The organism is Kitasatospora sp. NBC_01300, from assembly GCF_041435235.1.
Classification (GTDB): Bacteria; Actinomycetota; Actinomycetes; order Streptomycetales; family Streptomycetaceae; genus Kitasatospora.
Genome location: NZ_CP108408.1, coordinates 137280 through 163273, shown reverse-complemented (window position 1 = coordinate 163273; position 25994 = coordinate 137280). Strand labels below are relative to the sequence as shown.

General features: G+C 73.5%; 28 protein-coding genes and 1 pseudogene. 11 read left to right on the top strand and 18 right to left on the bottom strand.

The features are described 5' to 3' along the window. Nucleotides 1–58: 58 nt before the first annotated feature. Nucleotides 59–1438 (bottom strand): aspartate aminotransferase family protein, encoded by a 1380-nt coding sequence (locus OG556_RS00835; protein WP_371515335.1) that lies wholly within the window; start codon nucleotides 1436–1438, stop codon nucleotides 59–61. A gap of 258 nt (nucleotides 1439–1696) precedes the next feature. On the opposite strand from OG556_RS00835, the gene OG556_RS00830 reads away from it, so the two are divergent. Continuing rightward, nucleotides 1697–3202, top strand: a complete 1506-nt coding sequence (locus OG556_RS00830; RefSeq protein WP_371515334.1) for a multicopper oxidase family protein — start codon at nucleotides 1697–1699, stop codon at nucleotides 3200–3202. A gap of 62 nt (nucleotides 3203–3264) precedes the next feature. On the opposite strand, the gene OG556_RS00825 is transcribed toward OG556_RS00830, so the two are convergent. Both OG556_RS00825 and OG556_RS00820 read right to left on the bottom strand, forming a co-directional pair. Next, entirely contained in the window at nucleotides 3265–4755 is a 1491-nt protein-coding gene (locus tag OG556_RS00825; protein ID WP_371515333.1) for an FAD-binding protein, read from the bottom strand. 63 nt (nucleotides 4756–4818) lie between these two features. Further along, on the bottom strand, nucleotides 4819–4989 hold the full coding sequence (locus OG556_RS00820; protein WP_371515332.1) for a hypothetical protein: 171 nt from the start codon (nucleotides 4987–4989) through the stop codon (nucleotides 4819–4821). Nucleotides 4990–5495: 506 nt separating this feature from the next. On the opposite strand from OG556_RS00820, the gene OG556_RS00815 reads away from it, so the two are divergent. Next, nucleotides 5496–5795, top strand: coding sequence for a YciI family protein (locus tag OG556_RS00815; protein WP_371515331.1), 300 nt, complete (start codon nucleotides 5496–5498; stop codon nucleotides 5793–5795). Nucleotides 5796–5938: 143 nt separating this feature from the next. Then, nucleotides 5939–7579 carry a phosphoglucomutase (alpha-D-glucose-1,6-bisphosphate-dependent) gene (gene pgm, locus OG556_RS00810; RefSeq protein ID WP_371515330.1) on the top strand — a complete coding sequence of 547 codons (1641 nt, stop codon included), beginning with the start codon at nucleotides 5939–5941 and terminating at the stop codon, nucleotides 7577–7579. Between the two features lie 140 nt (nucleotides 7580–7719). On the opposite strand, the gene OG556_RS00805 is transcribed toward pgm, so the two are convergent. Then, entirely contained in the window at nucleotides 7720–8127 is a 408-nt protein-coding gene (locus OG556_RS00805) for a MarR family transcriptional regulator (RefSeq protein WP_350886161.1), read from the bottom strand. Nucleotides 8128–8309: 182 nt separating this feature from the next. Between OG556_RS00805 and OG556_RS00800 the strand changes: the two genes are divergently transcribed. Then, the gene (locus OG556_RS00800; protein ID WP_371515329.1) at nucleotides 8310–8714 is read left to right on the top strand and encodes a nuclear transport factor 2 family protein; all 405 of its coding nucleotides are present in this window, start codon (nucleotides 8310–8312) and stop codon (nucleotides 8712–8714) included. 51 nt (nucleotides 8715–8765) lie between these two features. On the opposite strand, the gene OG556_RS00795 is transcribed toward OG556_RS00800, so the two are convergent. Beyond that, nucleotides 8766–9962 (bottom strand): MFS transporter, encoded by a 1197-nt coding sequence (locus OG556_RS00795; protein WP_371515328.1) that lies wholly within the window; start codon nucleotides 9960–9962, stop codon nucleotides 8766–8768. Nucleotides 9963–10073: 111 nt separating this feature from the next. Between OG556_RS00795 and OG556_RS00790 the strand changes: the two genes are divergently transcribed. Then, the gene (locus OG556_RS00790) at nucleotides 10074–10427 is read left to right on the top strand and encodes an ArsR/SmtB family transcription factor (RefSeq protein WP_371515327.1); all 354 of its coding nucleotides are present in this window, start codon (nucleotides 10074–10076) and stop codon (nucleotides 10425–10427) included. A 68-nt stretch (nucleotides 10428–10495) separates the two neighbouring features. On the opposite strand, the gene OG556_RS00785 is transcribed toward OG556_RS00790, so the two are convergent. Together OG556_RS00785 and OG556_RS00780 are read right to left on the bottom strand one after the other, a co-directional pair. Then, nucleotides 10496–10918: a tautomerase family protein gene (locus tag OG556_RS00785; RefSeq protein ID WP_371515326.1), complete on the bottom strand. Its 423-nt coding sequence runs from the start codon at nucleotides 10916–10918 to the stop codon at nucleotides 10496–10498. 56 nt (nucleotides 10919–10974) lie between these two features. After that, complete coding sequence (locus OG556_RS00780) at nucleotides 10975–11676, bottom strand: SDR family oxidoreductase (RefSeq protein WP_371515325.1); 702 nt, start codon at nucleotides 11674–11676, stop codon at nucleotides 10975–10977. Nucleotides 11677–11822: 146 nt separating this feature from the next. Between OG556_RS00780 and OG556_RS00775 the strand changes: the two genes are divergently transcribed. The 3 genes from OG556_RS00775 to OG556_RS00765 all read left to right on the top strand — a co-directional run bounded on the left by OG556_RS00775 (nucleotide 11823) and on the right by OG556_RS00765 (nucleotide 13670). Then, complete coding sequence (locus OG556_RS00775) at nucleotides 11823–12440, top strand: TetR/AcrR family transcriptional regulator (protein WP_371515324.1); 618 nt, start codon at nucleotides 11823–11825, stop codon at nucleotides 12438–12440. A 169-nt stretch (nucleotides 12441–12609) separates the two neighbouring features. After that, nucleotides 12610–13098 (top strand): hemerythrin domain-containing protein, encoded by a 489-nt coding sequence (locus OG556_RS00770; RefSeq protein WP_371515323.1) that lies wholly within the window; start codon nucleotides 12610–12612, stop codon nucleotides 13096–13098. 71 nt (nucleotides 13099–13169) lie between these two features. Next, nucleotides 13170–13670 carry a hypothetical protein gene (locus tag OG556_RS00765; protein ID WP_371515322.1) on the top strand — a complete coding sequence of 167 codons (501 nt, stop codon included), beginning with the start codon at nucleotides 13170–13172 and terminating at the stop codon, nucleotides 13668–13670. Between the two features lie 53 nt (nucleotides 13671–13723). Here OG556_RS00765 and OG556_RS00760 read toward each other — a convergent pair whose 3' ends face one another. The 5 genes from OG556_RS00760 to OG556_RS00740 all read right to left on the bottom strand — a co-directional run bounded on the left by OG556_RS00760 (nucleotide 13724) and on the right by OG556_RS00740 (nucleotide 15981). Next, nucleotides 13724–13915, bottom strand: coding sequence for a DUF397 domain-containing protein (locus OG556_RS00760; RefSeq protein WP_371515321.1), 192 nt, complete (start codon nucleotides 13913–13915; stop codon nucleotides 13724–13726). A gap of 77 nt (nucleotides 13916–13992) precedes the next feature. Further along, nucleotides 13993–14583, bottom strand: a complete 591-nt coding sequence (locus OG556_RS00755; protein ID WP_371515320.1) for a DUF5919 domain-containing protein — start codon at nucleotides 14581–14583, stop codon at nucleotides 13993–13995. Nucleotides 14584–14687: 104 nt separating this feature from the next. Continuing rightward, a complete protein-coding gene (locus OG556_RS00750) occupies nucleotides 14688–14879 on the bottom strand; it encodes a DUF397 domain-containing protein (protein ID WP_371515319.1) in 192 nt (63 codons plus the stop codon). Between the two features lie 69 nt (nucleotides 14880–14948). Beyond that, nucleotides 14949–15155 (bottom strand): DUF397 domain-containing protein, encoded by a 207-nt coding sequence (locus OG556_RS00745; protein ID WP_371515318.1) that lies wholly within the window; start codon nucleotides 15153–15155, stop codon nucleotides 14949–14951. After that, nucleotides 15145–15981: a helix-turn-helix domain-containing protein gene (locus OG556_RS00740; RefSeq protein ID WP_371515317.1), complete on the bottom strand. Its 837-nt coding sequence runs from the start codon at nucleotides 15979–15981 to the stop codon at nucleotides 15145–15147. The genes OG556_RS00745 and OG556_RS00740 overlap by 11 nt, the downstream gene beginning before the upstream one ends. A 118-nt stretch (nucleotides 15982–16099) precedes the next feature. Here OG556_RS00740 and OG556_RS00735 point away from each other — a divergent pair, with 118 nt between their 5' ends. The 3 genes from OG556_RS00735 (at nucleotide 16100) to OG556_RS00725 (ending at nucleotide 17118) form a co-directional block, all read left to right on the top strand. Beyond that, a complete protein-coding gene (locus OG556_RS00735; protein ID WP_371515316.1) occupies nucleotides 16100–16300 on the top strand; it encodes a hypothetical protein in 201 nt (66 codons plus the stop codon). Continuing rightward, nucleotides 16300–16548: a hypothetical protein gene (locus OG556_RS00730; RefSeq protein ID WP_371515315.1), complete on the top strand. Its 249-nt coding sequence runs from the start codon at nucleotides 16300–16302 to the stop codon at nucleotides 16546–16548. Before OG556_RS00735 ends, OG556_RS00730 begins: the two co-directional genes overlap by 1 nt. A 75-nt stretch (nucleotides 16549–16623) precedes the next feature. After that, nucleotides 16624–17118 (top strand): NUDIX domain-containing protein, encoded by a 495-nt coding sequence (locus OG556_RS00725; protein ID WP_371515314.1) that lies wholly within the window; start codon nucleotides 16624–16626, stop codon nucleotides 17116–17118. Nucleotides 17119–17135: 17 nt separating this feature from the next. Here the strand turns inward: OG556_RS00725 and OG556_RS00720 are convergent. The 6 genes and pseudogenes from OG556_RS00720 to OG556_RS00695 all read right to left on the bottom strand — a co-directional run. After that, nucleotides 17136–17764, bottom strand: a pseudogene (locus tag OG556_RS00720) (IS5 family transposase); the annotation flags it as partial. A gap of 288 nt (nucleotides 17765–18052) precedes the next feature. After that, on the bottom strand, nucleotides 18053–19006 hold the full coding sequence (locus tag OG556_RS00715) for an aldo/keto reductase (protein WP_371515313.1): 954 nt from the start codon (nucleotides 19004–19006) through the stop codon (nucleotides 18053–18055). A gap of 311 nt (nucleotides 19007–19317) precedes the next feature. Further along, on the bottom strand, nucleotides 19318–19794 hold the full coding sequence (locus OG556_RS00710; RefSeq protein WP_371515312.1) for a hypothetical protein: 477 nt from the start codon (nucleotides 19792–19794) through the stop codon (nucleotides 19318–19320). Nucleotides 19795–20076: 282 nt separating this feature from the next. Beyond that, nucleotides 20077–24057, bottom strand: coding sequence for a beta strand repeat-containing protein (locus OG556_RS00705; protein WP_371515311.1), 3981 nt, complete (start codon nucleotides 24055–24057; stop codon nucleotides 20077–20079). A 494-nt stretch (nucleotides 24058–24551) separates the two neighbouring features. After that, nucleotides 24552–25082, bottom strand: a complete 531-nt coding sequence (locus OG556_RS00700; protein WP_371515310.1) for an AAA family ATPase — start codon at nucleotides 25080–25082, stop codon at nucleotides 24552–24554. Nucleotides 25083–25155: 73 nt separating this feature from the next. Continuing rightward, nucleotides 25156–25803, bottom strand: coding sequence for an AAA family ATPase (locus OG556_RS00695; RefSeq protein ID WP_371515309.1), 648 nt, complete (start codon nucleotides 25801–25803; stop codon nucleotides 25156–25158). Nucleotides 25804–25994: the final 191 nt, after the last annotated feature.

Sequence of the window (25994 nt, the reverse complement as noted above, 5' to 3'; positions counted from 1 at the left end):
GCGGGACAGCAGGGCGGTCGTACGGGGGGCGCACTCGTACAGCGGGGCGACGGGCGGGTCAGGGCCGGGCGGTGGCGAGCGAGGTCAGGCGCGCGTGCAGGTCGGGCAGGTGGTCCTCGGCCTCGGGCTTGATCAGGACGCTGCGCAGCACCGAGGCCCCGTCGGCGTCCGCCGCGGCCGCCGGGTGGCGGCGGGTGAAGTCGGCGGCGTCCACCCGCAGCAGGCTCAGGTAGAGCGGGTCGTGCTCGTCGGCCATGCCCTGGCGCAGCACGTGCCGGCTGGCGGCGTCGACGGCGGACATCGGCGTCCCGCCGGGGGTGGGGTGGTAGGTGACGATGTCCAGTTGCGGGCGCTGGTGGAGGGTCAGGTGCGGGCTGTCCTCGATCAGGTCCGCCCAGGCCAGGGCCGCGCGGCGCCCTCCGGCCAGGACGGCGCCCAGGCCCTGGGGGGTGAGCGGCAGCAGTTGCAGGGTCAGCCACAGGGCGGCGGCCGCGGCGCCGGCGCGCGAGCATTCCAGGCTGATCTCGCCCAGGTGCAGTTCGGCGTCGGTGAAGTAGGTGTAGGGGGAGTCGTGGGCGAAGTGGCGGCCGATGTCGGGGTCGGCGAACAGCACCGCGCCGCAGCCGTAGGGCTGGAGGCCGTGCTTGTGCGGGTCGACGGTGACGGAGTCGCAGCCGGCGATGGCCCGCCACGGCGCCGGGTCCAGTCGCAGGGCGGCGGCCTGGGCGTCGTCGGTGGCCAGCAGGGCGAAGAACCCGCCGTAGGCGGCGTCCACGTGCACCCGCACCCCGTGGCGGCGGGCCAGTGCCAGCACCTCGTGCACCGGGTCGACGGCGCCGAGCCCGGTGGTGCCGGCGGTGACGACCACCGTGCCGACGCGGCCGGTGGCGAGCAGGGCGGCCAGCGCGTCGACGTCCATGCGCCCGTCCGCGTCGCAGGCCACCGCGTGGCCCTCGACGCCCAGGACGTGGCACATGCGGCTGTGCGTGTAGTGGGACTGCGCGCTGTAGGCGACGCCGAGCCCGGGGTGGCTCTGGCGGGCCACGTACAGGGCTTCCAGGTTGGCGATGGTGCCGCTGCTGGTGAGGTGGCCGACGTGGCGGGGCAGGCCGAACATGGCGGCGAGCTGGGCGACGCACTCGCGTTCCATGTCGTTGGTGGCGGGCCCGCCCTCGTAGGCGTGGTTGTTGGGGTTGAAGCGCATCGCCGTCAGGTAGCCGACGACGGCGGCCGGGTGCGGCGGCTTGACCATCTGCCCGGCGTAACGGGGGTGGAAGAACGGGTAGTTGTGCTCCAGGCGCTTGGCGAAGCGCTCGAACGCGGCGGCGAAGTCCGCGTCGTCCACCTGGTGCGAGGGGTGCGGGCTGTACGGCCCGAACCGCTCTCCCCACTGCTCGGCGACCTCGGCCGCCCTCGGCAGCCAGTACCGCAGGTCCACGCTCCGGCCCTTCCCTTCGAGGGATCCTCCAGTGTTCTGCGAGCCACGGTGACCGCCCGCCGCAAGCGGCCCGCAACACCCGCAGCTCACCGCGCGCCCCGCCCGCAACCCGCCCCGCGCGGTCCACCGGGCCTCAGCCGGACCCCAACCGGGCGCAAGGATCCGCTGCTGCAATCACCCCCGGAACCCGCCCCGGCCCCACCCGCCGGGGCCGCACGGGCACACCGCCACACCGGGCCGGCAGCAGGAGGACGCGCGATGGTGACCAGACGCAGGATGATCGGCGCCGCCCTGGCGACCGGGGGAGGGGTCCTGCTCATGCGCACCACCCTGCGCCCGGCCGCCTCCGTCGAGACCGCCGCCGCGGCCGCCCACACCCACCCGGGCACCGACGCCTCCGCCGCCGAGGCCGACCCGGGCCCCGACGCCGGCCCCACCCTGACACCGAAGTTCACCGCCGCGATGCCCCTGCCCCCGGTGCTCGCCCCCGTCTCCACCGACGGCGGCGCCGACACCTACGCCGTCACCATGCTCAAGGCCTACGCCCGCATCCTGCCCGGGCACCGCACCGACGTCCTCACCTACAACGGCGCCTTCCCCGGCCCCGTCATCCGCGCCCGCTCCGGACGCCCGGTCGTGGTGCGCCAGACCAACCTGCTGGACGACCCCGTCTCCGTCCACCTGCACGGCGCCCGCGTCCCCGTCGCCTCCGACGGCGGCCCCATGAACCTCCTGGACGCCGGCGCCACCCGCACCTACACCTACCCCAACGACCAGCCCCACGCGAGCCTGTGGTTCCACGACCACGCCCACCACCTGGAGTCCGAGCACGTCTACCGGGGCCTGGCCGGCACCTACCTGATCACCGACGCCACCGAAGCCGCCCTGCCGCTGCCCGCCGGCCGCTACGACCTGCCCATCGCCCTGCGCGACGCCCGCTTCGACCCCCAGGGCCGCCTCGTCTACCGCATGGACGACCCCCTCAACCGCACCACCATCCTCGCCAACGGCCGCCCCTGGCCCAAGGTCGAGGTCGCCGCCCGCAAGTACCGGCTGCGCCTGCTCAACTCCTCCAACCTGCGCTTCTTCTCCCTGCGCCTGGCCGACGGCGGCCCCCTCACCCAGATCGGCTCCGACGGCGGCCTGCTGGAACGCCCCCACGTCACCGACACCGTCGACCTCTCCCCCGGGGAGCGCGCCGACGTCGTCGTCGACTTCTCCCGCTACCCGGTCGGCTCCAGCATCGTCCTCACCAACTCCATGCCCCCCGGCCCCGCCGAACACGTCGGCCAGGTCCTGCGCTTCGACATCACCCGCGCCGCCGACGACCCCAGCCGCGTCCCCGCCCAGCTGCGCACCCTGCCCGCCCTGGGCGCGGCGGCCCGCGAGCGCACCGTGGTCATGGAGTACCAGGAGAAGCCCGGCGCCGCCCCGCTCGGGCTGATCGACGGCAAGGTGTACGACCCGGCGCGGGTGGACGCCTCGGTGGCGTTCGGCACCTCGGAGATCTGGACGGTCGTCAACGCCAACAAGGACGTCCCGCACAACTTCCACCTGCACCTGGTGCAGTTCCGGGTGCTGGCGCGCAACGGCGCCGCGCCCGGCCCGGCGGAGTCCGGCCTGAAGGACACCGTGCGCCTGCTGCCGGGGGAGAGCGTGCGCCTCCAGGCCCTCTTCGACTCCTACCGCGGCCGCTACCCCTACCACTGCCACCTGCTGGACCACTCCGCGATGGGCATGATGGCGCAGCTGGAGATCACCTGACGGGGCCCCCGCCCGCCCCCGCCGGGCCGCCCGCCCCCCGCGGGCGGCCCGGGGCCCGGCCGTCAGCCGGCGTGGATGCCCTGGCCCGGCGCCAGGATCCCCGCCGGGTCCCACCGCCGCTTGGCCCGCTCCACCCGCTCCCACAGGCCGCCGTAGTGGCGCCGCCAGTCCGCCCCCGTCATCCCCGGCACCGCCCCGATCAGGTACCGCTTGCCGCCCAGCTCCACCGCCCGGTCGTACAGCCGCCGGTTGCGCTCCAGCATCGCCGCCGTGTCCGCCCCCGGCGCCGGGAACGCCAGCAGGTCGAAGTGCCAGCCCACCGGCTCCTGCGGCAGCACCGCCAGCGGCGTCCCCACCCGCGCCCGCGCGTACGGGTAGAACAGCAGCAGCCCCGCCCCCAGGTCCGCCGCCGTCAGCAGCGCGGTCGCCTCCCGCATGAACACCCCCACCGTCGAGGCCGGCAGGAACAGGCTCAGCCACGGCTTCGGCAGCCCCCAGAACCCGGCCGCCCGCAGGTACCCCGCGAACGCGTCCACCCGGAACGCGTACTCGCGCCAGCTCTGCTCCACCACCGTCGTCTCGCCCGGCACCCCGTGCAGCCCCGCCAGCAGCGCCTCCCGGTCCACCGCCCGCCCGGCGTCCCCGTAGGCCACCAGCTCCGCCGTGTAGCGCCACCGCTGCCCGTCCGCGCTGCGCACCACGTTGCCGACCTGGAGGTCGAAGCGGCCCTGGGCCAGCACCTTCTCCTGGTCCGCGCGGTAGAGGTCCGCGTCGTCGTAGGCCAGGGTGAACACGGTGGCGCGCTCGCGCGCCGGCACCAGGGCGAGCGTGGCCCGCACGATGATGCCCACCTGCCCGCCGCCGGCCAGCACCGCCTCGAACAGCTCCCGGTTGTGCTCGCGCGAGGCCGTCACCAGCTCGCCGGTGCCGGTCACCACGTCCAGCGACCGCACGGTGTCCGCCTGCAGCCCGTGGCGCTGCACCGCCCCGCCGATGCCGCCCACGCTCAGCGTGCCGCCCACCGACAGGTGCAGGTAGTCCGTCAGGCACGGCGGCATCCAGCCCGCCGCCAGCGCCGCGTCCGTCAGCTGCGCCCAGGTGGCGCCCGCCTCCACCACGGCGCGCCCGGGCTCGACGGAGAGGATCCGCGACAGCCCGCGCGCGTCGATCGCGATGCCGCCGCGGGGGTTGGCCTGGCCGTAGCTGGAGTGCGACTCCAGCCCGTCGTTGCCGGCCGTCGCCTGGTCGCCGCTCTGCCCGTTGACCGCCACCGGGATGCGGTGGCGGCGGGCGAAGGCCACCACCTTCTGCACGTCGCGCACCGAGGCCGGGCGCAGCACCGCGCGGGGCGAGGCGGTGACCAGGTGCCCGAAGTCGGAGGAGAACCGTTCCACGTCGGCGCCCCGCAGGGCCACCGTGCCGTCCAGGGCGGGCAGTTGATCCACGTTCTCGCCCGGCTCGGCGGCCCAGGCGCGGGCGGCGGTGTTCCAGCCGACGACGGCGGCGCCGGCGCCGGCGATCAGTGCGCGGCGGGACAGACCTGAACTGCTCATATCAGTGTTTCTCCGATCAGTCGTCAAATAGGGATTGTTGTACCGCAACCACCCCGCGACCACCTACCTCCCCGCACGCCCCTCCTGCTGCTCCAGCCCCGCCAGCGCGGCCGCGACGTACTCCCGCATCCGCGCCTGGTGGGCCGGGGCGCCGTCGGGGATGTGCGCGCAGGCGGCCCGCGCCTCCTCCAGCAGCGCCCGTGCGCCACCCGCGGCGAGCCGGCCGCCGTCCACAGCACGTAGGCGAGCTTGTAGGCGTACACGCGCGGGCTGGCCGGGAACAGCGCCCGGTACACCCACAGCCCCTCCGGGGCCTCCAGCACCCACTCGTTGTGGCTCAGCAGCCGCACCCGCGCCTTGAGCACCAGGTCCCTGTGCACCGCGTCCCTGTGCGCCACGTCCTCGTCCGCCACGTTCCCGTGTGCCACGTCCTTGTCCGCCACGTCCTTGTGCACCGTCATCCTCGTGTCCCCCTTCGTCCGTTCACCGCCCACCGCCCCCGGCGCGATGCGGCCCGTGCGCAGCACGGCGCGCGCCCCGGCCGCCCTGGGCAGGGGGCCGGCGCGTGGCCGAAGGAGTGGATGCGGACGAGTCTGCGGGCTGCGCCCGCCGCCCGGCAAGGTGTGATCCGGGTGCTCTGCGTCCTACCGGAACCCCCCGCTGAGCTGGCACAATGGGGTTCGGTACACGCCGCGCGCCCCGGCCGCGAGGCCCCTGTCGCGCGGGGCTAGCCTGGTCGCATGTTCGTACTTGAGCTGACGTACACCGCCCCGCTGGAGCGCATCGACGCCTTCCTGCCGCAGCACGTCGAGTGGCTGCGCGGGCACTACGAGGCCGGTACGTTCCTCGCCTCGGGCCGCAAGGTGCCGCGCGAGGGCGGGGTGATCATCGCGCTGGGCGAGGACCGCGCCGCGGTCGAGGAGTTGACCCGCACCGACCCCTTCGCCCGCGAGGGCCTGGTCGCCTACACGGTGACCGAGTTCCTCGCCACCACCACCGCCCCCGCCCTGGACGCCTACCGCCAGCAGCTGCCCGCCTGAACCCCGGCCCCCTGAACCCCGGCCCCTGGACCCCGGTCCCGCCGTGCCCCGGCCCGCCTCGCGGTTCGGGGCACGGTCGCGTTCTGGCTACGATCGGTGGCACGGGGCAAGGACGCGTACGGGAAGTTGGCGGGAGAAGACGGATGGCACACGCACGGGCCGGGCAGCCGGCGCAGCCGGATGACCTGGTGGATGTGGCGCGGCTGGTGACGGCGTACTACGCCCTGAACCCGGACCCTCAGGAGGTCGGCCAGCGGGTGGCGTTCGGCACCTCGGGCCACCGCGGGTCCTCGCTGGACGCCGCGTTCAACGAGGACCACATCGCCGCGACCACGCAGGCGATCTGCGAGTACCGGGCCCAACAGGGCATCGCCGGACCGCTGTTCCTGGGCGCCGACACGCACGCGCTCTCGGAGCCGGCGAAGGTGACGGCGGTGGAGGTGCTGGCCGCCAACGGCGTGCAGGTGCTGCTGGACGCGGCCGACGGCTACACCCCCACGCCCGCGGTCTCGCACGCGATCCTGGCCCACAACCGGCGCAGCCCCCGGGCGCTGGCGGACGGCATCGTCGTCACCCCCTCGCACAACCCGCCGCGCGACGGCGGCTTCAAGTACAACCCGCCCAGCGGCGGCCCGGCCGGCTCGCAGGCCACCGGCTGGATCCAGGACCGCGCCAACGAGCTGATCCGCGAGGGCCTGCGCGGCGTCAAGCGCGTCCCGTACGCGCGGGCGCTGGCGGCGGCGACCACCGGGCGCCACGACTTCCTGGGCACCTACGTCGAGGACCTGCCCGCCGTGCTCGACCTGGACGCGGTGCGCGCGGCCGGGCTGCGCATCGGCGCGGACCCGCTGGGCGGGGCGTCGGTGGCGTACTGGGCGCGCATCGCCGAGACGCACCGCCTGGACCTGACGGTGGTCAACCCGGTCACCGACCCGACCTGGCGGTTCATGACGCTGGACTGGGACGGCAGGATCCGCATGGACTGCTCCTCGCCGTCCGCGATGGCCTCCCTGATCGGCCGCAAGGACGAGTACGCCATCGCCACCGGCAACGACGCGGACGCCGACCGGCACGGCATCGTCACCCCCGACGGCGGCCTGATGAACCCCAACCACTACCTGGCGGTGGCCGTCGACTACCTGTACCGCCACCGCGCGGACTGGCCCGCCGACGCCGCGGTCGGCAAGACGCTGGTGTCCTCCTCGATGCTGGACCGGGTCGCCGCCGACCTCAAGCGCGAACTGGTCGAGGTGCCGGTGGGCTTCAAGTGGTTCGTCGACGGGCTGGCGGAGGGCTCGATCGCCTTCGGCGGCGAGGAGTCGGCCGGCGCCTCGTTCCTGCGCCGCGACGGCGGGGTGTGGACCACCGACAAGGACGGCATCCTGCTGGCCCTGCTGGCCTCCGAGATCACCGCCGTCACCGGCGCCAGCCCCAGCGCCTACTACCGCGAGCTGACCGAGCGTCACGGCGCCCCGGCCTACGCCCGGGTGGACGCCCCGGCCGACCGCGAGCAGAAGGCGCGCCTGGCCCGGCTCTCCCCGCAGCAGGTCACCGCGGGCGAGCTGGCCGGCGAGGCGGTGACCGCGGTGCTGGCCGAGGCGCCCGGCAACGGCGCGCCGATCGGCGGCATCAAGGTGTGCACCGACAACGCCTGGTTCGCGGCCCGCCCCTCGGGCACCGAGGACGTCTACAAGATCTACGCCGAGTCCTTCCTCGGCACCGGCCACCTGGCCCGGGTGCAGGAGGAGGCCCGCGCCCTGGTCGGCGAGGTCCTCGGCGCCTGATCCCCGCGCCCGCGGGTGCCCCGGACCGGTTCACCGGCCCGGGGCACCCGCGTTTTCCGGGCCCCTCGCCCTCACGGCGCCGTCCCGCGCGCCCCGCTGTCCCTTGACCCCGCCGCCCCGCGCGCCCGCGCGCCCCGTGCTCAGCCGAACGGGCCCTGCTCGGTGAAGCGCCGCAGCGACCGGGCGAACGCCTCGGCCTCCCCGGGCGGCCAGGAGGCGAGCGCCTCCTCGATGCCGCCGGCCAGGCGCCCGCGCATCACCGCCACGGTGCGCTCGCCCGCGCCGGTCAGGGTCAGCAGGGTGGCGCGCTGGTCGCGCGGGTCGGCCTCGCGGCGCAGCAGCCCGGCCTCCTCCAGGCGGGTGGCCCGGCGGCTGACCCCGGAGCGGTCCAGGCCGATCTCGGCGGCCAGGTCGGCGGCGCTGCGCGCCCCGGTGCGGGCCAGGCCGGAGAGCACGGGGTAGGTGACCTCGTCCACCGCCTCGCCCAGGCCCTCGGTCAGGCGCCGGTAGAGCGCGGCGCGGGCGGGGCGGCGCAGCAGGACGGCCAGGGCCTGGGCGACGGCGTCCCCGAGGCCGGAGGCGGCCTCCGGGGAGCTCTCGGGGTCGGGGATTTCGGGGGAGTGGTCCACCCCCCGATCATAGCGTGCGCGACGCACGCGTTCCTGGGGTACGCTCATCCCATGAAGCGTGCGCCACGCACGCATTGTCGGATTCCGAGAAGGGAACCCCCATGCCCGCCACCGCCCCCCGCACCACCATCGCCGCCGCCCTCGACGACCTGCTCTTCACCCCCGGCCTCGACCTGGAGACCGCCGTCGAGCGCCACTTCACCCCCGACTACCGCCAGCGCACCGACGGCCGCTGGGACGACCGCGCCGCCTTCACCGACCACATCCGCCACCTGCGCGCCGTGGTCGCCTCCGGCCGCGTCCAGGTCCACGAGGAACTCCACGACGGCGACCGCACCGCCACCCGGCACACCGTCGACGTCCTCAAGACCGACGGCACCCACGTCTCCATGGAGGTCTACCTCTTCGGCCGGTACGCCCCCTGCGGACGCCTGCGCCGCATCGAGGAGACCACCCTGCTGCTCGCCGGAGCCGAGGCCGACCGCAACCTCGGCTCCGCCCGCTGAGGGCCCCCGCCTGCTGAGACCCCGCCCGCCGGGACCCCGCCCGCCCGGGGATCAGGACCGCGACGGTGCCGGCGCCGGCACCGTCGCCTCCCCCTCCGCCCGCGCACCCGCCCGCGCGTCCCGCGTGGTCGCCGCCGCCGTCACCGCCGCCACCAGCGCCAGCCCCGCCGCCGCGAACGGGAACCACCGCCCGCCCAGCACCGCGATCGCCGCACTGCCCGCCACACCCCCGGCCGCCGTCCCCAGGTACAGCGCACTGCTGTTCAGCGAGATCAGCAGTGGCGCGTTCCCTGGATCGATCGACGCCAGCCGGTGCGGCAGCGCCACCGACACCGCCCACCCCGCCAGCGGCACCACCGCCGCGTACACCAGCGCCCCCGGCATGCTGCGCCCCAGCCAGGGCAGCGCGGCGAACGCGCCCGCCGCCACCGTCGAGCCGGTCAGCAGCACCCGCCGCACCCCGACCCGGTCCACCAGGCGCCCGCCCAGCCAGCTGCCCGCCACCGACATCACGCCCGCCGTCAGCAGCACCAGGCTCAGCCGGTCCGCGTCGCCCCCGGTCGCGCCCGAGACGGCGGTGGCCAGGTAGATGTAGACGCACTGGAAGGCCAGGAAGAACGCCAGCGTGGTGGCCGCCGCCCCCAGCACCCGCCGCTGCCCCAGCGGGGCCAGGCGCGCCCGCAGCCCCGGCGCCGCCACCGGTGCCGGCAGGTCGCGCAGCAGCAGTGCCAGTCCCGCCAGCGCCGCCACGCCCAGCGCGGTGACCAGCCACATCGTCATCCGCCAGTCGGCGCGCCCCACCCAGGTGCCCAGCGGCACGCCCAGCGCGGTGGCCACCGTCATCCCGCCCAGCACGGTGGCCAGCGCCCGTCCGCGCCGCTCGGGGGCGACCAGGGTGGTGGCCACCGCGTTGGCGGTCGGCGTGTACAGCGCGGCCCCGGCGGCCGCCAGGACCCGGGTGGCCAGCAGCAGGCCGTAGCTGGGGGCGAGCGCGCTGAGCGCGTTGGCCGCGCTGAACACCGCGAGCGCGGCCAGCAGCAGCCGCCGGCGCGGCCAGCGGGCGGTGAGCGCGGCCAGCGCCGGGGCCAGCAGCGCGTAGCCGAGCGCGAAGACGGTGACCAGCTGGCCCGCGGCCGGCACGGACACCCCCAGGTCGGCGGCGATCGGGCCGAGGATGCCGGCGACGACCATCGAGTCGGTGCCCATGGCGAAGGTGCCGAGGGCGAGCAGGAGCAGGCGTACGGGCATGGGAAAGCCCCCCGATTGTTTGACGATAGGGCAACAGTTTGACGCTCGTCAAACACTAAGGATGGGTGGATGATTGTCAAACCATCGACGACCCGACGAGGACCACGCGCCATGACCGAAGACGATCGGCTTCCCCAGCCCACCACCGCCGACATCGACCTCGTCACGGTCCTGCACGCCCTCGGCGACCCCGTCCGGATGACCCTGCTGCTCAGCTACGCCGACGGCGCCGAACACTCCTGCGCCCCCCGCGACCTGGGCCTGGACCACCTCCACAAATCGACCGTCTCCCACCACATGCGCGTCCTGCGCGAGGCCGGCGTCACCACCACCCGCGTCGCCGGGCGCAACCGCTTCGTCAGCCTGCGCCGCACCGACCTCGACGCCCGCTTCCCCGGCCTGCTCGACGCCCTCCTCGCCGGCGCCCCCGCCGCGCCTGCCGCGCCCGCCGCCCTCGACGGCTGAACCCACCGCCCGCGGGGTGGCGGGTCGGTGGGTCCTGGAGCGGAGGCCGGGTAGCCCTTCGGCGGGAATCAGTAGGGGGTCGGGCGGTTCTCGCGGGCCCACAGCTTCTCGGTCTCGCTCTGGGACGGGGGCGGGGCGATCCCGTTGATCATCCACAGGTCCCGGGGCGTCTCGTCGATGTGGAACTCGCAGTGCAGGCCGCGCCCGGTGGTGTGGGGCGCGAGGAGGGCGGCGAGGGCCTCCCGGGTGCGCTTGCGCAGGTCGGGGTCCTCGGTGTGCCGGGCGATGTGCTCGACCACGATCCGCACGGCGTCGTGCGCGGGCTGGTCGCCCACGTGGAAGGAGTCGGCGCCGATCTCGTGGAAGAGCGTCATCACGTAGAACTTCGGCAGCCCGAAGCGGGTGTAGAACCCGGTGATGTCGGCGGCGAGCTGCTGCTTCTGCCCGGGGGTGTAGGTGCCGGGAGGGTGGTAGACGTGCCACAGCGGCATGGGTGTTCTCCTCGCTGGTTTTCGACGGGTTTCGACGGGTCTCGGCAGGGTGCGGTTCAGCGGCGGATGGGGATGGTGAGGCCCTCCACCGGGCCGGGGAGCGCGGCCTTGAGCGCCCGGGTGAGGTCGTCGACGAGGACCTCGCGGTCGCCGCGCTCGACGCCGTCCAGGACGATGCGGGCCACCTCGGCGGCCGGGATCTTGTCGACGGGCAGGGCCGCCACCATCTCGGTGTCCGCGAAGCCCAGGTGCACGCCGACGACCTGGGTGTGCTGGGCGGCGAGCTCCAGGCGCAGGGAGTTGGTCAGGGACCACAGGGCGGCCTTGGAGGCGCCGTAGGCGCCGGCGCCCGCGCCCCAGGACAGCGCGGAGTGGATGTCGACCAGCGCCCCGCCGCCACGGGCCGCCAGCACCGGAGCGAAGGCCCGGGCGATGCGCAGCGGGCCCAGCACGTTGGTGTCGAAGGTCTCCTGGACCTGCCGCAGGTCGCCGGTGAGCAGCGCCCCCGGGTGCAGGACGCCGGCGTTGTTGAAGACGAGGTCGACGTCCTGGACGCGCTCGGCCAGGGCGGCCACCGAGGCGTCGTCGGTGACGTCCAGGGCGAGGACCTCGACCCGTGCGTCCTCGCTGGGCACGGGGGTGCGGGCGGTGGCGTAGACCTTCTTCGCGCCGCGCGCCAGCAGTTCCCCGACGAACGCCCGGCCGAGGCCGCGCAGGCCTCCGGTGACCAGGGCGGTGGAGCCGTCGATCACGGTCATGTGCGTGTTCCTCGCTCTCGGGAAGGCGGTGCCCGCAGCCGGGGCACCGCAACGTTTAGATTATTACCATCATCTAAACTGGATGGGGAAGCCCGGATGGGAAAGTAGGACCACCACCACCGCAGGACGAGGAAAGGAACGCAGGCATGCCCCGCGTGTCACGGGCCGAGGCCGAACGCCACCGCCAGGAGGTGATCGACCACACCGCCAGACTGATCCGGGAGCAGGGCTCCGACCAGGTCAGCGTCCCCCGGGCGATGGCCGCCGCAGGCCTGACGCACGGTGGCTTCTACCGGCACTTCGCCTCCAAGGACGACCTCGTCGCCCAAGCCCTCACAGCCGCCTTCACCGAACGCCGCGAAGCCATGGACCGCCTCGCCGACGACCCCGCACCCGGCACGCCCGCCCCCGACCCGGCCGCGCCCCAACACCCCACCCCCCGCGACGAGTTCCTTGCCCGCTACCTCTCCACCCCCCACCGCGACAACCCCGGCCAGGGCTGCGCCGCCGCAGCCCTGGCCGCCGACGCGGCCCGCGCCGAACCCGGCTCCCCGCTGCGCACCGCCTTCACCGCCGGACTGCGCGACCTGGTCGACGGCTTCCAGCACCTGCCCGAGGCCGCCGACCGCGACAGCGCCCTCGCCGACCTGTCCACCATGGTCGGAGCCCTCCTCCTGGCCCGCGCCAGCGAGGACCCCGCCCTGTCCGACGAACTCCTCGCCGCCGCCCGCCACCGCCTGACCACCCCCACCGGCCCCGTGTAGGGCCGGGGCCGCCACCCCGGCCCCGGCCCGCCCGGGTCCGGGGCCACCGGCCCCTGCCCCGGCGGCGCTTGCCCCGGCGCCGGGGCCCGTGATCGGATGGCGCCAGCATCGCGTGCCGGTGGCGGACAGCGTCAGGCATGGAGGTGCGGAACCGAAGGGGCCGCCTCCCGTGGCTTCCCATGACGGCGACCGCGTGGTCGCCCTGAGTCTTCAACTCTCCCGAGCACACCAGGAACTGCGCCGCCAGGTCGGTCGGATCAGGGCCGGGATCGGACAGCGCCGCCCGGACGGCGACACACTGCGCACCCACTGCCTGGCCTTCTGCGCCGCACTGACGGCACATCACCAGGGCGAGGACGAGGGCATGTTCGCCCAACTGGTGCGCGAACGCCCGCAGCTCGCCGGCACGGTCGCCAAACTCGTCGAGGACCACGAGATGATCGCCGCCATCCTCACCCGGGTGCGCGAACTCGCCGACCACGCCGCCGAATCGGCCGGACCACCCGGCGAAGGGCTGGAAGCGGTCGGCCGTGAACTCGACGGCCTCACGGCGATCATGGAATCCCACTTCGCCTACGAGGAACGGACGATCAGCGAGGCCCTCGACGGCGAGACACCCGAGGGTAGTTGGCCCGACCAGGTGTTCCGCTTCGCCTGACGGGCGAGCCCCGCCGGCGGGGCAGCGGAATCCCGTTGCGAGGTGAGGGCCCGCGCTGTAGACATGCCGCGATGACGATTTTTCATTGCGCCGCCTGCGGCGAGGCCCTCACCGCCGACCTCGAACCCCTCCCGGCGGTTCCGGCCCGGCACCTGTTCGAGGGCGAGCTCGTCAACGGCCGGCGACAGGCCCCGCCCACCGTGCCCCGCGGCCACTACGCCGTCGATCCGCAGCCGCACGGCCCGCCGTTCGTCCCGGCCGAGGACCAGGACGGCTGCCCCGCCGCCTACCCCGGCGGCCCGTGCATCAGCGACTTCGACGGAATGGTCGTCGTCTCCGCCGGGCCCCGGAACACCTTCGTCCTGCACCCCGACGACGGGACCGGCCTCACCTGGCACGCGACAACGAGCGGGCCACCCGGCTGCTGCGGAGCCCCCGGCGACGGCCCGCCCAACCGCGCCTGCCGCTGCGGCGCCGTGGTCGGAGGCGAGATGTCGGACTGCTACACCCCCTACGAACTCCACCTGCTGCCCGACGCCGTCCGCCCGGCCGCCCACACCCCCGCCCGCTGACACAAGCGGTCACCCGGACCCGACAGCTCCTCCATCCCACCCAGGAGTTGCCACTACCGGTCGTCGAACTCACCCGCACTGACGGCGGCGACGAAGGCCCGCCAAGCGGGGGAGCGGAAGAGGAGCACGGGCCCGTCCGGGTCCTTGGAGTCCCGGACGGGCTGCACGCCGGTGAAGCCGTCGGCGACCTCGACGCACTGACCGCCCTGTCCGCTGTACGTGCTCTTGCGCCAGGTGGTGTTCATCGCGGTTGCCTCCTGCGGGTGGAGTGGAAAGTCGATGGGGATGACTTCCCACTCCGGCGCCGGGTTAGGCGCAGGTGTCAGTGCGGGCCGGAGCGGATGCCGTTGCCCCGCGACCAGAGTTCTTCGACGTGTTCGGCGAAGCGGTCGAACATGCCGTTCTCCCCGCTGCGCCGCAGGTGCATCAGCGGCGAGTCGTGGCCGACGGCGCGGGCGAGGTGAGGCGTGACGAGGGCGTGCTCGTCGAAGCGGAAGACGGAGAGGCCGACATGGTTCGGACCGTCGTCCGGAGCGCTGAACCGGGCCTCGAAGCCCTCGGTACCGGAGAGCTTGGCCAGGTTCTCCAGGGTGACCCTGATCCTGGTGGACACCGTGAGCGCCACGTCCTCGACCTGCTCGCGCTGACGCGTCGTGTCGGAGTCCGGATCCCCGAGGAGAAACCGGACCCGGCAGCCGCTCTCGGCCTTGCGCCGCAGAGTCTGAAGCAGGGCGGGCTGCTCCAGCCACACGAAGTAGTTGGTGTACCCGGCGAGGAAGACATCCGACCGGGCCTCGGCGATCAGCTGCGCCCAGACCGCCTGCGGGCAGGCCGAGCGGTACGGATAGACGGCGAACACCTCCCGGTCGTGCCCGGTCTTGACGTTCGCCCGCACGGTGTTGGGCCAGATCACTCGTTCATCACCCCCTGAGGTCGCGGCGGCGGATTGAACCGGGCGGAGGGGTTGAGAAGGCCCCTAGAAACCGCCGGATCGGGGCGGCGGGGCCGGAGTTGCTGCTACCGGACGTCGAACTCGCCGGCGTGGACGGCGGCGACGAAGGCCTGCCAGGCGGGGGAGGGAAAGAGGAGGACGGGCCCGTCGGGGTCCTTGGAATCCCGGACGGGCTGCACGCCGGTGAAGCCGTCGGCGACCTCGATGCACTGACCGCCACTGCCGCTGTACGTGCTCTTGCGCCAGGTGGTGTCCATCGCGGTTGCCTCCTGCGGGTGGAGTGGGAAGTCGATGGGGATGACTTCCCACTCCGGCGTCAGGTAGGCCTAGTTGGCGTCGAACTCGCCGGCGCCGACGGCGGTGACGAAGGCCTGCCAGGCATCGGCGGGGAAGGCGAGGGTGTGGCCGTTGGGGTTCTTGGAGTCGCGGACCGGGACGATGCCGGGGAAGCCGTCCGCTACCTCGATGCATTCGCCGCCTTGGCCGCTGAACGTGCTCTTGCGCCAGCGAGCGCCGGATAGGTCAAGGTGCACTTTCAAGTTCCTTCCGTACTGCGCGGATCAGCTCAAGCGACGGGGCCAGAGGAAGTGCCTCGGCTTGCAGCCGATCGTACTCCCTGGCCCAGCCCGCGAGGGTTTCGGCGTCGCGCTCCAGATGGCCGCGCAGGTGGCTCTCCGAATAGCCGAGCAGCGAACGATTCGGCATCGTCAGGAGCGTCACCGGGTGTGCGAACGGCCGGTGCTCTCCGAGACCGAGCGGAGCTACCTGGATGGTCATGTTCGGCCGACCGGCCAGCTCTTCCAAGTGAGCCAACTGGCGTGCCATCACTGCTGGTCCACCGATCGGTCGTCGCAGGCTCCACTCGTCGAGTACGGCCTGGATGTACGGCGGAGACGCTCGGTTGATCCGTTCCTGCCGGGTGAGAAGGAACCGCATGCGCTCGTCGGCCTGCTGCTGAGTGACGGTCCCGCGCGTGACCGGTGCCTGTTCATAGGCTGCCGCATATTCGGGAGTCTGTAGCAGCCCGGAGATGACCCCGATCTGGAAGAGCCGGATGGCGGTCGCTTCGGCTTCCTTGTCGGCGTACTCAGGGAAACCCTCTATCAGGATGCTGTGTTCGAGCTGGTCGAGCATCAGGCCGAGGGTGCCGCCGGTGGCGAGGTGCTCGTCCACGAGATCGACGAATCGGCGGCTCGGCGCGCGGATGCCGCGCTCGATGCTGGAGATGTAGGCGCCGGAGTAGGCGATGACCTCTCCGAGTTCCGTCTGGGTCAGGCCGCGTGCCTCGCGTGAACGGCGGAGCTGAATCCCGAGGGTCGCGTACGGAGATGACGCAGGATCAAGCTTCTTACGGTTCATGATGCTTCCCAACTGAACCATGCTGAACTGGCGACTTCAGATGCTTCCCCAGGAGGGGGTCGTTCCGCAAGTCTTTCCCACACAGAACGTGAAGGATCGACAGCGGAAGGTTACTCCCATGGGTGATGTCCAAGTGCCCCGGTTGCACGGCTACGGGGTGCGGTGGGACCCGGAGGGCCGGTGTTACCGGGTGCGGAACGAGACGACGGGCGAGTGGCTGCGCAGCGGTACCTCGGGTGGGCTGGCCGCCTTCTCCTCCTTCTCCGCCGCCTTCAGCGCCTGGCGGGGGTTCGAGGTTCGGCGGCAGGTGGGGGCGTGATGGGATCCGCCCTCGACCGCGCCACCGCCGATCAGCGCCGGCAGGCGGCCGACGTCCTCGACGACCTGACCACCGTCCTCGCCCTGGCCGGGGTGAAGTTGCCTTCTGTCGAAGTCGACTGGGAGCACGGCCGCAGGACGGGCTGCTACCTCATCGGCCTCGGCTGCGCCCGCCCATCCGAACTTCTCCGGGTCGTCGACCTGCTCCGCAAGGGGCTGAGCTACGAGCGCCTGAAGCATGACGGCTGAACTCCTCGTCCGCCTCCTCTGGTTGGCGGGCTTCTCCCTCGTACTCCTCGCCGCCCTCAGAAGGTGAACCACCCGATGCGCGACCCCCGCCTCCTCGCCAAGCCGCCCGTATGCCGGCTCGGCTGCCTCGTCCTCGTGCGCAACCCGCGCGGCGACGTCCTCCTGGTCGACCCCGACTACATGGACGGCCTCCTCCTCCCCGGCGGCGCCGCCCAACCCAACGAGCCCCCCAACCTCGCCGCCGCCCGCCACCTCCACGCCGAGACCGGCCTCAACCTGCGCCTCACGGACGTCCTGGCGGTCGACTTCACCCCCGCCGACCGCTACCTGGAGCGCCTCAACCTGGTCTTCGACGGCGGCACCGTGCGAGAGGACACCCGCCTCACCGTCCCGCCCCGGCACCGCAGCGGACTGTTCGGCGCCCGCTTCGTCCCCGCCCACGAACTCCCGGACGTCATGGCCCCCGCCCAGGCCGCCCGCGCCGCCGAAGCCCTCGCCAACCGCGCCGTCCCCCTCCTCCTCCACGGCCAGCGCGCCACCTGCGACGAGAACCGGCCCCCACCGCGCTAGGAGTCGTCTTCAAAGGGTCAGATCCAGAGCAGGATTGAGGCGATGGTGATGGCGGCCTGGTAGGACTCGCGGGTCTTGTCGTAGCGGGTGGCCAGGCCGCGCCACTGCTTGAGGCGGTTGAAGCAGCGCTCTACGACGTTGCGGAGCCTGTAGATCCGGCGGTCGAAGCCGGGTGGGCGACCGCCCCGGCTTCCTCTTCCCAGGCGGCCGCCGGCCTGGTCGATCCGCTCGGGGATCGTGTGCTTGATCTTGCGCTTGCGCAGGTAGGTGCGGATCTTGCGGGAGCTGTACCCCTTGTCCGCAACCACGTGGTCGGGTCTGGTGCGCGGACGGCCGGGCCCGACGCGGGGCACGCTGATCGCCTGGATGACGTGTTCGAAGCGGGTGCAGTCGTTGGCGTTGCCGCCGCTCAGCACGAAGCTGAGCGGGCGGCCACGCCCGTCGCAGGCCAGGTGGACCTTGGTGCTCAGTCCGCCACGGGATCGGCCGAGGGCGTGATCACCCGCTTCGTCCCGATCGCGTGCCCCTTTTTACCGCCGGTCGCGTGCTGGTGGGCCCGCACGATCGTGGAGTCGACCGACACCAGCCAGGCGATGTCCCCGGCCGCGTCCTTCTCCGCCTGGATCGCCCGCAGCAGCCGCGAGAAGACGACCCTTGGCGCAGCGCCGCGTTGATCCTCCGGGCGTTCATCCGGCTCCGAGCGGGCTGCCATCGCAGGTCCGGTGGCAGGGCCTGGCGTCGCGTTCGTCGCAGGCCGGGGCGCACGGGACGAAGGTCACGATCGCCGTGGCCGGTTCGCCTCACCTGGCGAACCGGCCGCGGCGCGTGGAGGACGCCGGGTCAGGATGCAGCGGGCCAGGTCGACTTGGCCGGGGGTGCATCCCCGGCAGTCAGGGAGCGTCGCCTCCCCCTGATCACCAGGACCCGCACCCGGTCAGGAGGAGGCGGTCGTCAGAGTCCGCAGCTCGGTGTCCGACAGGTGCAGGTCCTGCGCCGCGAAGAGCGCCGGCAGTTGCTCGACGGTGCGCGCGGAGGCGATCGGCGAGGTCACGGTGGGCTGCCGTCCGAGCCAGGCCAGCGCCACGGTGGCCATCTCCACCCCCCGCGCCGTCGCGATCCGCTCCAACGCGTCGAGCACCTTCACGCCGCGTTCCGTGTCCGCGTAGCCACCGGCGAGTCCGGGGACGTCGCGCACGTTGTCGGTGCTCTTCCCGGGGCGGTACTTGCCGGTGAGGAAGCCGGAGGCCAGTGCGAAGTACGGAACGCAGGCCAGCCCCTCGCGCTGTACGACGTCCCGCCGGGCGCCCTCGTAGGTGTCGCGCGAGACGAGGTTGTACTGCGGCTGCAGGGCCACGTAGCGGGCCAGTCCTTCGCGGTCGGAGAAGGCCAGCGATGCGGAGAGCCGTTCGGGGCTGATGTTGGAGGCCGCGATGGCACGCACCTTGCCGGCCTTCACGAGACCGTCGAGAGCGAGGATGATCTCGCCGACGGGGATGGACTCGTCCCGGTCGAAGTGGGTGTAGTAGACGTCGATGTGGTCGGTACGCAGCCGCCGCAGGGACTCCTCGACGGCGGCCTTGATGTTGGCGGGCGCGAGGCCCGGGTACTCGGGGTGGTCGCCGACCTTGGTGGCGACGACCACGTCGTCGCGATTGCGGCGGGCGGCGAGCCAGTCGCCGATGATGCTCTCGGACTGCCCCGGCTCGTTGCCGGCGAAGTAGTTCATGTACGAGTCGGAGGTGTCGATGAAGTTGCCGCCGCCGGCGAGGTACGCGTCGAGCACCGCGAACGACTGGGCCTTGTCGGCGGTCCAGCCGAAGACGTTGCCTCCGAGGCAGAGCGGCGAGACGAGGAGGTCGGACGAGCCGAGGGATCGAAGTTCAGTCACGTCCCGACCAACGTGCTTCCGGCTGCAGGGAGTTCCACCCCCGGGATTGCTTCCGGTCGCGACGGACGTCCCGGCCGCCGGCCGTGAACCCATGCCCTGCCCACGCGACTTGGGAGGCTTCTCCCGCCGCCGCGGGCGCGGTCGGCATCGGCGCCGCCGCTCGGCACCGGCACGAAGGGGAAGGCCGTACTCGACGGCCTTCGGGCGTCGGCCGCCGCTCACCCGGCTGCCCTCGGCGGGCGCCGGGCCAGGACCGTTCCTCAGCTGGAAGTGCAACCCGGACAGACCCTAGGACGCCCGGCGGCGGGCGCTCAGCTGACGCCCCGCAGGACACACAGGGTCCCCTGCGGCGCGTGGAACGTCTGCCGCACCTCCCACGCCCCGCTCTGCCCCGCCTTGACGCTCACCGCCGTGTCGCCGAGGGCGAGCACCGTGGCCTTCGGCGAGGTGAAGTAGACGACGATCCGGTAGTCCGCGTCCCGGCCGCCGGGGTTCACCGCGGTGCCGGCCGCGCGCCAGCCGTCCTTGGTCGCCTCGCAGGTGCCGATGGCGACCTGCTTGCGCTTCTCCTGGTCGTTGGCGACGGACGACGGCGGCGGCAGCGTCGGCTGCTCCAGCACGGCGATCTCACCGCTGCTCGCAGCCTCCCCGGAGGGCGCAGCCGTGGCGGCCTGCACGTCCTGGCTGCCGCCGCTGTGGGGCTGGCGGCAGCCGGACAGGGCGGCGAGGGCGAGCAGGGCGATGCCGACGGCGGCACCCGCTCGGGCCTTGTGCTTCGTTTCGCGCATCTCTTGACTTCCTTCGGCTGTGGGCGGCGCCAGGAACGATCACACCGGTGTCACCGCAGAGGGGCCCGGCCCGTCTTACCGTGCCGACGCGGGCGGCGCGGGCTCGGCGGGCCTGGCGGTGGCGGAGGTTCATCCGTTCGGCTGAGGACCGTCCCGTCGTCCGCCCCTCACCCACGAGCCGGACGGACGACGGAGGGACGACAGGCGGACGACGGACGGGCACAGAACGGCGGCGGTCCCCGGAGCCCACGCCCCGGGGACCGCCGCCGTCAGCCGTCGTTGCTAGCAGCGACGACGGTTGCGGCGTGTCACCAGCGCGAGCCCACCGCCGAGGAGCAGGAGGCTCCCCGCCAGCCCGGCCAGGCGGGTGTTCGCGCCGGTGCTCGGCAGGTGGCCGTGCGGCGGGTTCGCGGTCACCGTCGCGCTGGACGGCGGGGAGGTCACCGGCGGACCGGACGGCGGGGTGCCCGTCGCCGTCGCCGTGTTGGTGATCTTCCCGCTGTTCAGGTCGGCCTGCGTGACGGTGTAGTCGGCGGTGCAGGTCACGGCCGCGCCGGGCGCGAGGGAGGCGGCGCCGGCCGGGCAGGTCACCACGGGTGCCGTGCCGCTACCGGAGAACGCCGTCTCGTTCACCGTCACATCGGTCAGCGTGACGCCCCCGGTGTTGGTCACCAGGAAGGAGTAGTCGACGGTCTGGCCTGCGGCCGTGACCGTGCTCGGCGAGGCCGACTTCACCACGGTGAGCGCGGGGGCCGGGGCGTTCGGGACGCTGGTCGAGGACGGCGGGGACATCGCGGGCGGGCCGGTGGGCGGGGTGCCCGTGGCCGTCGCGGTGTTGGCGACCTTGCCACCGTCCAGGTCGGCCTGCGTGACGGTGTAGCCGGCGGTGCAGGTCACGGCCGCGCCGGGCGCGAGCGAGGCCGCGCCGGCCGGGCAGGTGATCACGGGCGGAGTGCCGGTGCCGGAGAACGCGGTCTCGTTCACGGTGACGTTGGTCAGGGGCACGTTCCCGGTGTTGGTCACCAGGAAGGAGTAGTGCAACACCTGGCCGACACCGGTCAGTTCCGTCGCATCCACCGACTTCATGATGGTGAGCGCGGGGTTGGAGGTCGCGGTGACGGTTGCGTTGGACGGCGGGGAGGTGACGGGCGGGCCGGTGGGCGGTGTGCCGGTGGCCGTCGCGGTGTTGGTGATGCTGCCCGCGTTGAGATCGGCCTGCGTGACCGTGTAGGGGGCGGTGCAGGTCACGGACGTACCCGGCGCGAGGGAGGCTGCGCCTGCCGGGCAGGTGATCATGGGCGGCGTGCCGGTGCCGGAGAACGCGCTCTCGTTCACCGTCACGTTGGTGAGGGTGACGTCGCCGGTGTTGGTGACCAGGAAGCTGTAGTCGACGACCTGTCCGACGGTCGAAACCGTGGTGGGGGAGGCGGTCTTGGCGATGGTGAGCGCCGGGTTGGAGGTCGCGGTGACGGTTGCGTTGGACGGCGGGGAGGTGACGGGCGGGCCGGTGGGCGGTGTGCCGGTGGCCGTCGCGGTGTTGGTGATCGAGCCTGCGTTGATGTCGGCCTGCGTGACGGTGTAGGGGGCGGTGCAGGTCACGGATGTGCCGGGTGCCAGCGAGGCCGCGCCTGCCGGGCAGGTGATCACCGGCGGGGTGCCGGTGCCGGAGAACGCGGTCTCGTTCACCGTCACGTTGGTGAGGGTCACGTTGCCGGTGTTGGCCACCAGGAAGCTGTAGTCCACGACCTGTCCAACGGTCGAAACCGTGGTCGGCGAGGCGGTCTTCATGATCGTGAGCGCCGGGTTGGACGTCGCGGTGACGGTTGCGTTCGACGGCGGGGACGTGACGGGCGGGCCGGTGGGCGGAGTACCGGTCGCCGTCGCGGTGTTGGTGATCGAGCCTGCGTTGATGTCGGCCTGCGTGACGGTGTAGGGGGCGGTGCAGGTCACCGACGTACCCGGCGCCAGCGAGGCCGCGCCTGCCGGGCAGGTGATCGCGGGCGGCGTGCCGGTGCCCGAGAACGCCGTCTCGTTGACCGTCACGTCGGTCAGCGTCACGTTCCCGGTGTTCGTCACCAGGAAGCTGTAGTCCACGACCTGCCCGACGGCCGTGACCGTGGTCGGGGACGCGGTCTTCATGATCGTGAGCGAGGGCGTCGCGGGGACCGGGGTGTTGGTGAAGGTGCAGAGCACCATCGGGCTGTTCTTGTCCTCCACCGTCGGCGGGAACGGCAGGTTGAAGGTGGTCGCGCCGGTGCCCGAGGCGACCGGGGCGTTGCCGTTGGCCGTGTCGACGCAGTCGTAGGCGGTGGTGTAGTTGGCGAGGCTGCCGGAGGCGGCGGTCTCGGTCAGCGTGTAGGTGGTTCCCGACACGGCGATGACCGGGCCGGCGGGGGGAGCCTGGATGCCGGTGCTGGTGCCGGTCGTGGTGGCGGTGTTGCCCTGGGTGATGCCGCCGCCGGTGATCGCCAGGTTGAACTGGTCGTTCGACGTGGTCGAGGAGGCGAACCGGCCGACGATGTTCTTCTGCAGGGCCAGGGTCGGGTTGGTGGAGCAGGCGCCGAGGTCCACGGACAGGAACGCGTTGTTGGAGTACGGCGTGGGACCGGCCAGGATCGCGCCGGTGTTCGGGTTGAGCTGCTCCAGGAAGGTGGTGGTCCCCGTGGCGAACTCGATGTAGAGCGTTCCGGCGTTGTCGAAGGCCGCCCCGTTGAACGAGTTGCTGTCCGGGTTGGGCAGGGTGCTCAGCACCGTGTCGGTCAGCGGCACGCCGGTGGCCGACCCGGTGGTGGGGATCGGACCGTTGACCCGGCCGATGGCGGCGTCGGTGCCGACGGAGGAGAGGACGTAGAGGTTGCCGCCCGCGTCGAAGGTGATGTCACCGTTGGGGCCGGAGGCGCCGGTGACCGGCAGGTCGAACGTGGCGATCACGCCGGGGATCGCGGTGTTGGTGGTGGTGTTGAAGCCGTAGAGGGTGGCCACGCCGGGCGTGGTCGCCGTGCCGGGCTCGAAGCTGGCGTAGTAGTAGACGCCGTTGGCCGGGTCCACCGCGCCGGCGACGAAGGAGTCGTTGGTGGCGCCGGCGGATCCGGTGTAGGTGGTCCAGGCCTGGGTGGCCGCGTTGTAGCCGTACACGTTGACGGACCCGGCGACGGTCGGCGTCTGGTCGACCACGTAGGCGGCGGTGCCGCCGTCGGTGATCCCGAGGGCGTTGGTGAAGCCGGATCCGGCGGGGAGCGTGCTGACCGTCGTCGCGGTCACGCTGGATCCGCCGACGGTGCCGGCGGCCAGGGCGAGCAGGGTGCCGTTCGCGGCGGTGGAGGAGCCGCGCTGGATGGCGTAGATCGTGTTGCCCGTGCAGTCCAGGGGGTCGCCGGGTGCCCGGGGCAGGCGGCCGGCCGGGGCGGTGCTCGGCGGGGCGGCCGCGTTGCTCGGGCCGGCCGGACCGGCGGTCGCGGACGGCGTGGCCGCCGGGGACGGGGCTGCCGGAGCGCTGCTCTGGCCGGCGGGCACGGAGGCCGCTGACGGGTCGGCCTTCGCCGCCGTGGCGTCGGCGCCGGGGTCCTTCCACTCCAGTACGACGAGGCCGTCGCCGCCGTCGCCGCTGTGGCCGGCGCCGCTCTTGGCCGCGTCGGCGCCGTTGACGCCCGTGAGGGACGGGGCGAGGCCGCCGAAGGCCGCCCCGGTGACGTACTGGCGCTCGGTCACGTGAGGCGCAAGGCCTTGCGCCCCGTCTCCAGCACCGGCCCCGGTGGCCCCGGCAGCACCGGCGCCGCTCGCGCTCGCGGTCTCAGTCGCGCTCGCGCTCGCGGCCGTGCCGCCGTCGGCTGCCAGCAGGGTGTCCGCGGGGGTGTGCGACTGGCCCGACCGGATGACGGAGGCGCCACCGTTGCGGGCCTCCGGGGAGCCGGAGCCGTCGGGACGCGACCGCCCGCCCTGGCCCGGGACCACTGTCAGCCGCTGTCCGGCCGTCACCTCCAGCAGCGCGGTCGCGTAGGCGCCGGCGGCGCCCGGCCGGTTCGCGTGGTCGCGGCCGGCCGCGGCGGTGTCGCCGTCGGCGGCCGCACCCGCACCCCAGGCCTTCGCCCTGATCGAGGAGACCCCGGTGGGGACGGTGAAGTCCTGGTCGCTTCCGGTGTAGGCGAAGGACAGGCAGTCGGTGTAGCCGGCGTCCGTCGGGCACGTCTGAGCCGCGTGCGCGGCGGGGGCGGCCAGCAGCGGGACGAGCGGCGTCGGCGCCAGCATCAGCACGGCCGCCAGCATTCCCGTCCAGCCGCGCCGCGTCGAGCCCGCCCTCCTCGACGGACGGGCCAGGGCTCTGCCTGGTGCTTCGAAGGCTCGGGCCAGGCCCCAGGGTCGTCTGACTTCGGGCATCGGGGACTCCCCAGGGTGCTCGCGGGACTCATGGCTGACGGCATGAATGCGCCATAAGGTGACGAAGTGACTATGTCGTCCGTGTTATCCGGGCTGATCCGGGCGCGCGGGAGAAGTCATCCCGGCGGCCCACAGGGGAGAGCTGACAACCTGTCGGACGGGCCGCCGGGTGCGGCTGCCGGAGTGACGGTCGATGCCGCGGAGGTCACGGAGGTCGCGGCGCCTCGCCCGCAAGCGGGGCCCGCAAACGGACGGCCGGGCCCGGCAGGCCTGCTGAGCCGCCGTCCGCGCGGAGTCCGTCGAGCGCCCGTGGGAGTCGGAACTCGCCTGTCACTGAGCTGAGTTGATCCGGCAGGCCGCCGGGCTCGCCGGCGAACTGACGGTCAGTTCCCGGGCCTGGTGGCGAAGGCGGCGATGTCCGTCAGCGGCGGTCGGTAGCCGTGGGTGGTGTCCACGTGCAGGTGCGGCACCGGCAGGGACGGCGGGGTGAAGTCGTCCAGCAGGTTGCCCGGGCCGGGTGGGGCGGCGAGGAGCGCGCGGTCGGCGTGTGCGGCGCGGTGCGGGTGCGTCGTCAGGCGGGCCCGGATCCGGGCGCGGGCCACTGCCGGGTCCACCCGGCAGTGCACGATGCGCAGTTCGGCGTGCTCGGCCAGCGGGGTCAGGCCGGGCCGCCACAGCCGGTCCTGGAACGCGGCCTCCGCCACCACGCTCACCCCCGCGCGCACCAGGACCTCCAGGACGTCGAAGAACGCCGCGCGCACCGCCTCGTCGGGGTTCCCGGCCCGGGTGCCGGCGTGCACCAGGCCCTCCTTCAGCTCGTCCCGGCACACCGCCGGGCAACCGAGGGACCGTGCCAGCGCGTGGGCCAGCGTCGTCTTCCCGCTGCCCGGCCCGCCGCTCACCACGATCAGCATCTGTGGACCCTTTCGTCAGGTCAGGTCAGGCCGGGCCGGGGCAGGTCAGGGCCGGTTGAGCCGTCAGGTCAGGTCAGGCCAGGGCGCGGCGCAGGCGGTCGGCGAGGGTGGGATAGGGGCGGCAGTCCAGGACGGGCAGGTGGTGGGTGCGGGCCTGGTCGGCGAGCCAGTGGGAGTAGCGGGCGCTGACGGCCGCGCGGCGCTCCTGCGGGCCGGATTCGGGCTCCCGCCGGGCGTAGTTGGCGCTGATGCCGGCCGCGTCGCCCTCGTGCAGGAACGCGGCGCGCACGACGCGGCCCTGTCCGGCGGCCTCGGCGGCGGCGCGGGCGGCGGCGGCCGGGGTGAGGTAGTCGCCTTCGACGATCGCGGGCACGTCGACGGTGAGGCGGTTGCGCACCACGCCGAGCAGGGCGTCGTCCAGGGCGCGGGCGGTGGCGATCTGCAGTTCCAGGACGCGGTCGGCGGGCAGCGCGTCGGGGTCGTCGAGGCCGTCGAAGTGGTGCAGGCCGGGGTGGCCCTCGGCGGTGGTGGCGGCGTGCAGGGCGGCGACGACGTCGTCGAACTCGACCACGAACGCGCCGCTGTGCCGGGCGAGTTCGGCGGCGGCGCGGCTCTTGCCGAGGCCGGAGGCGCCGCCGAGCAGCAGGACGTCCCAGGTGGGGGCGCTGCCGTTGCCGTCCCCGTTGCCGTCCCTGCTGCCGTTGCTGTCGTTGCTGTGCATCCGGGCACGGTACCCGCCGCGCGGGGTGGGGCGGTAAGCGGTTTCGGGGGCGGGCGGGCTCTGTGGGGTGAGGGAGATGTGGGTCTTCCTCGCCTGGCCCCCGGCGCCCGACAGCCGGCCCCGGCCCGGTCCCGTCCGTCACCCGCGCCGCGCCCGCCCCCGGTGCGGCGCGGGTGACGGGAAGCGGGTGG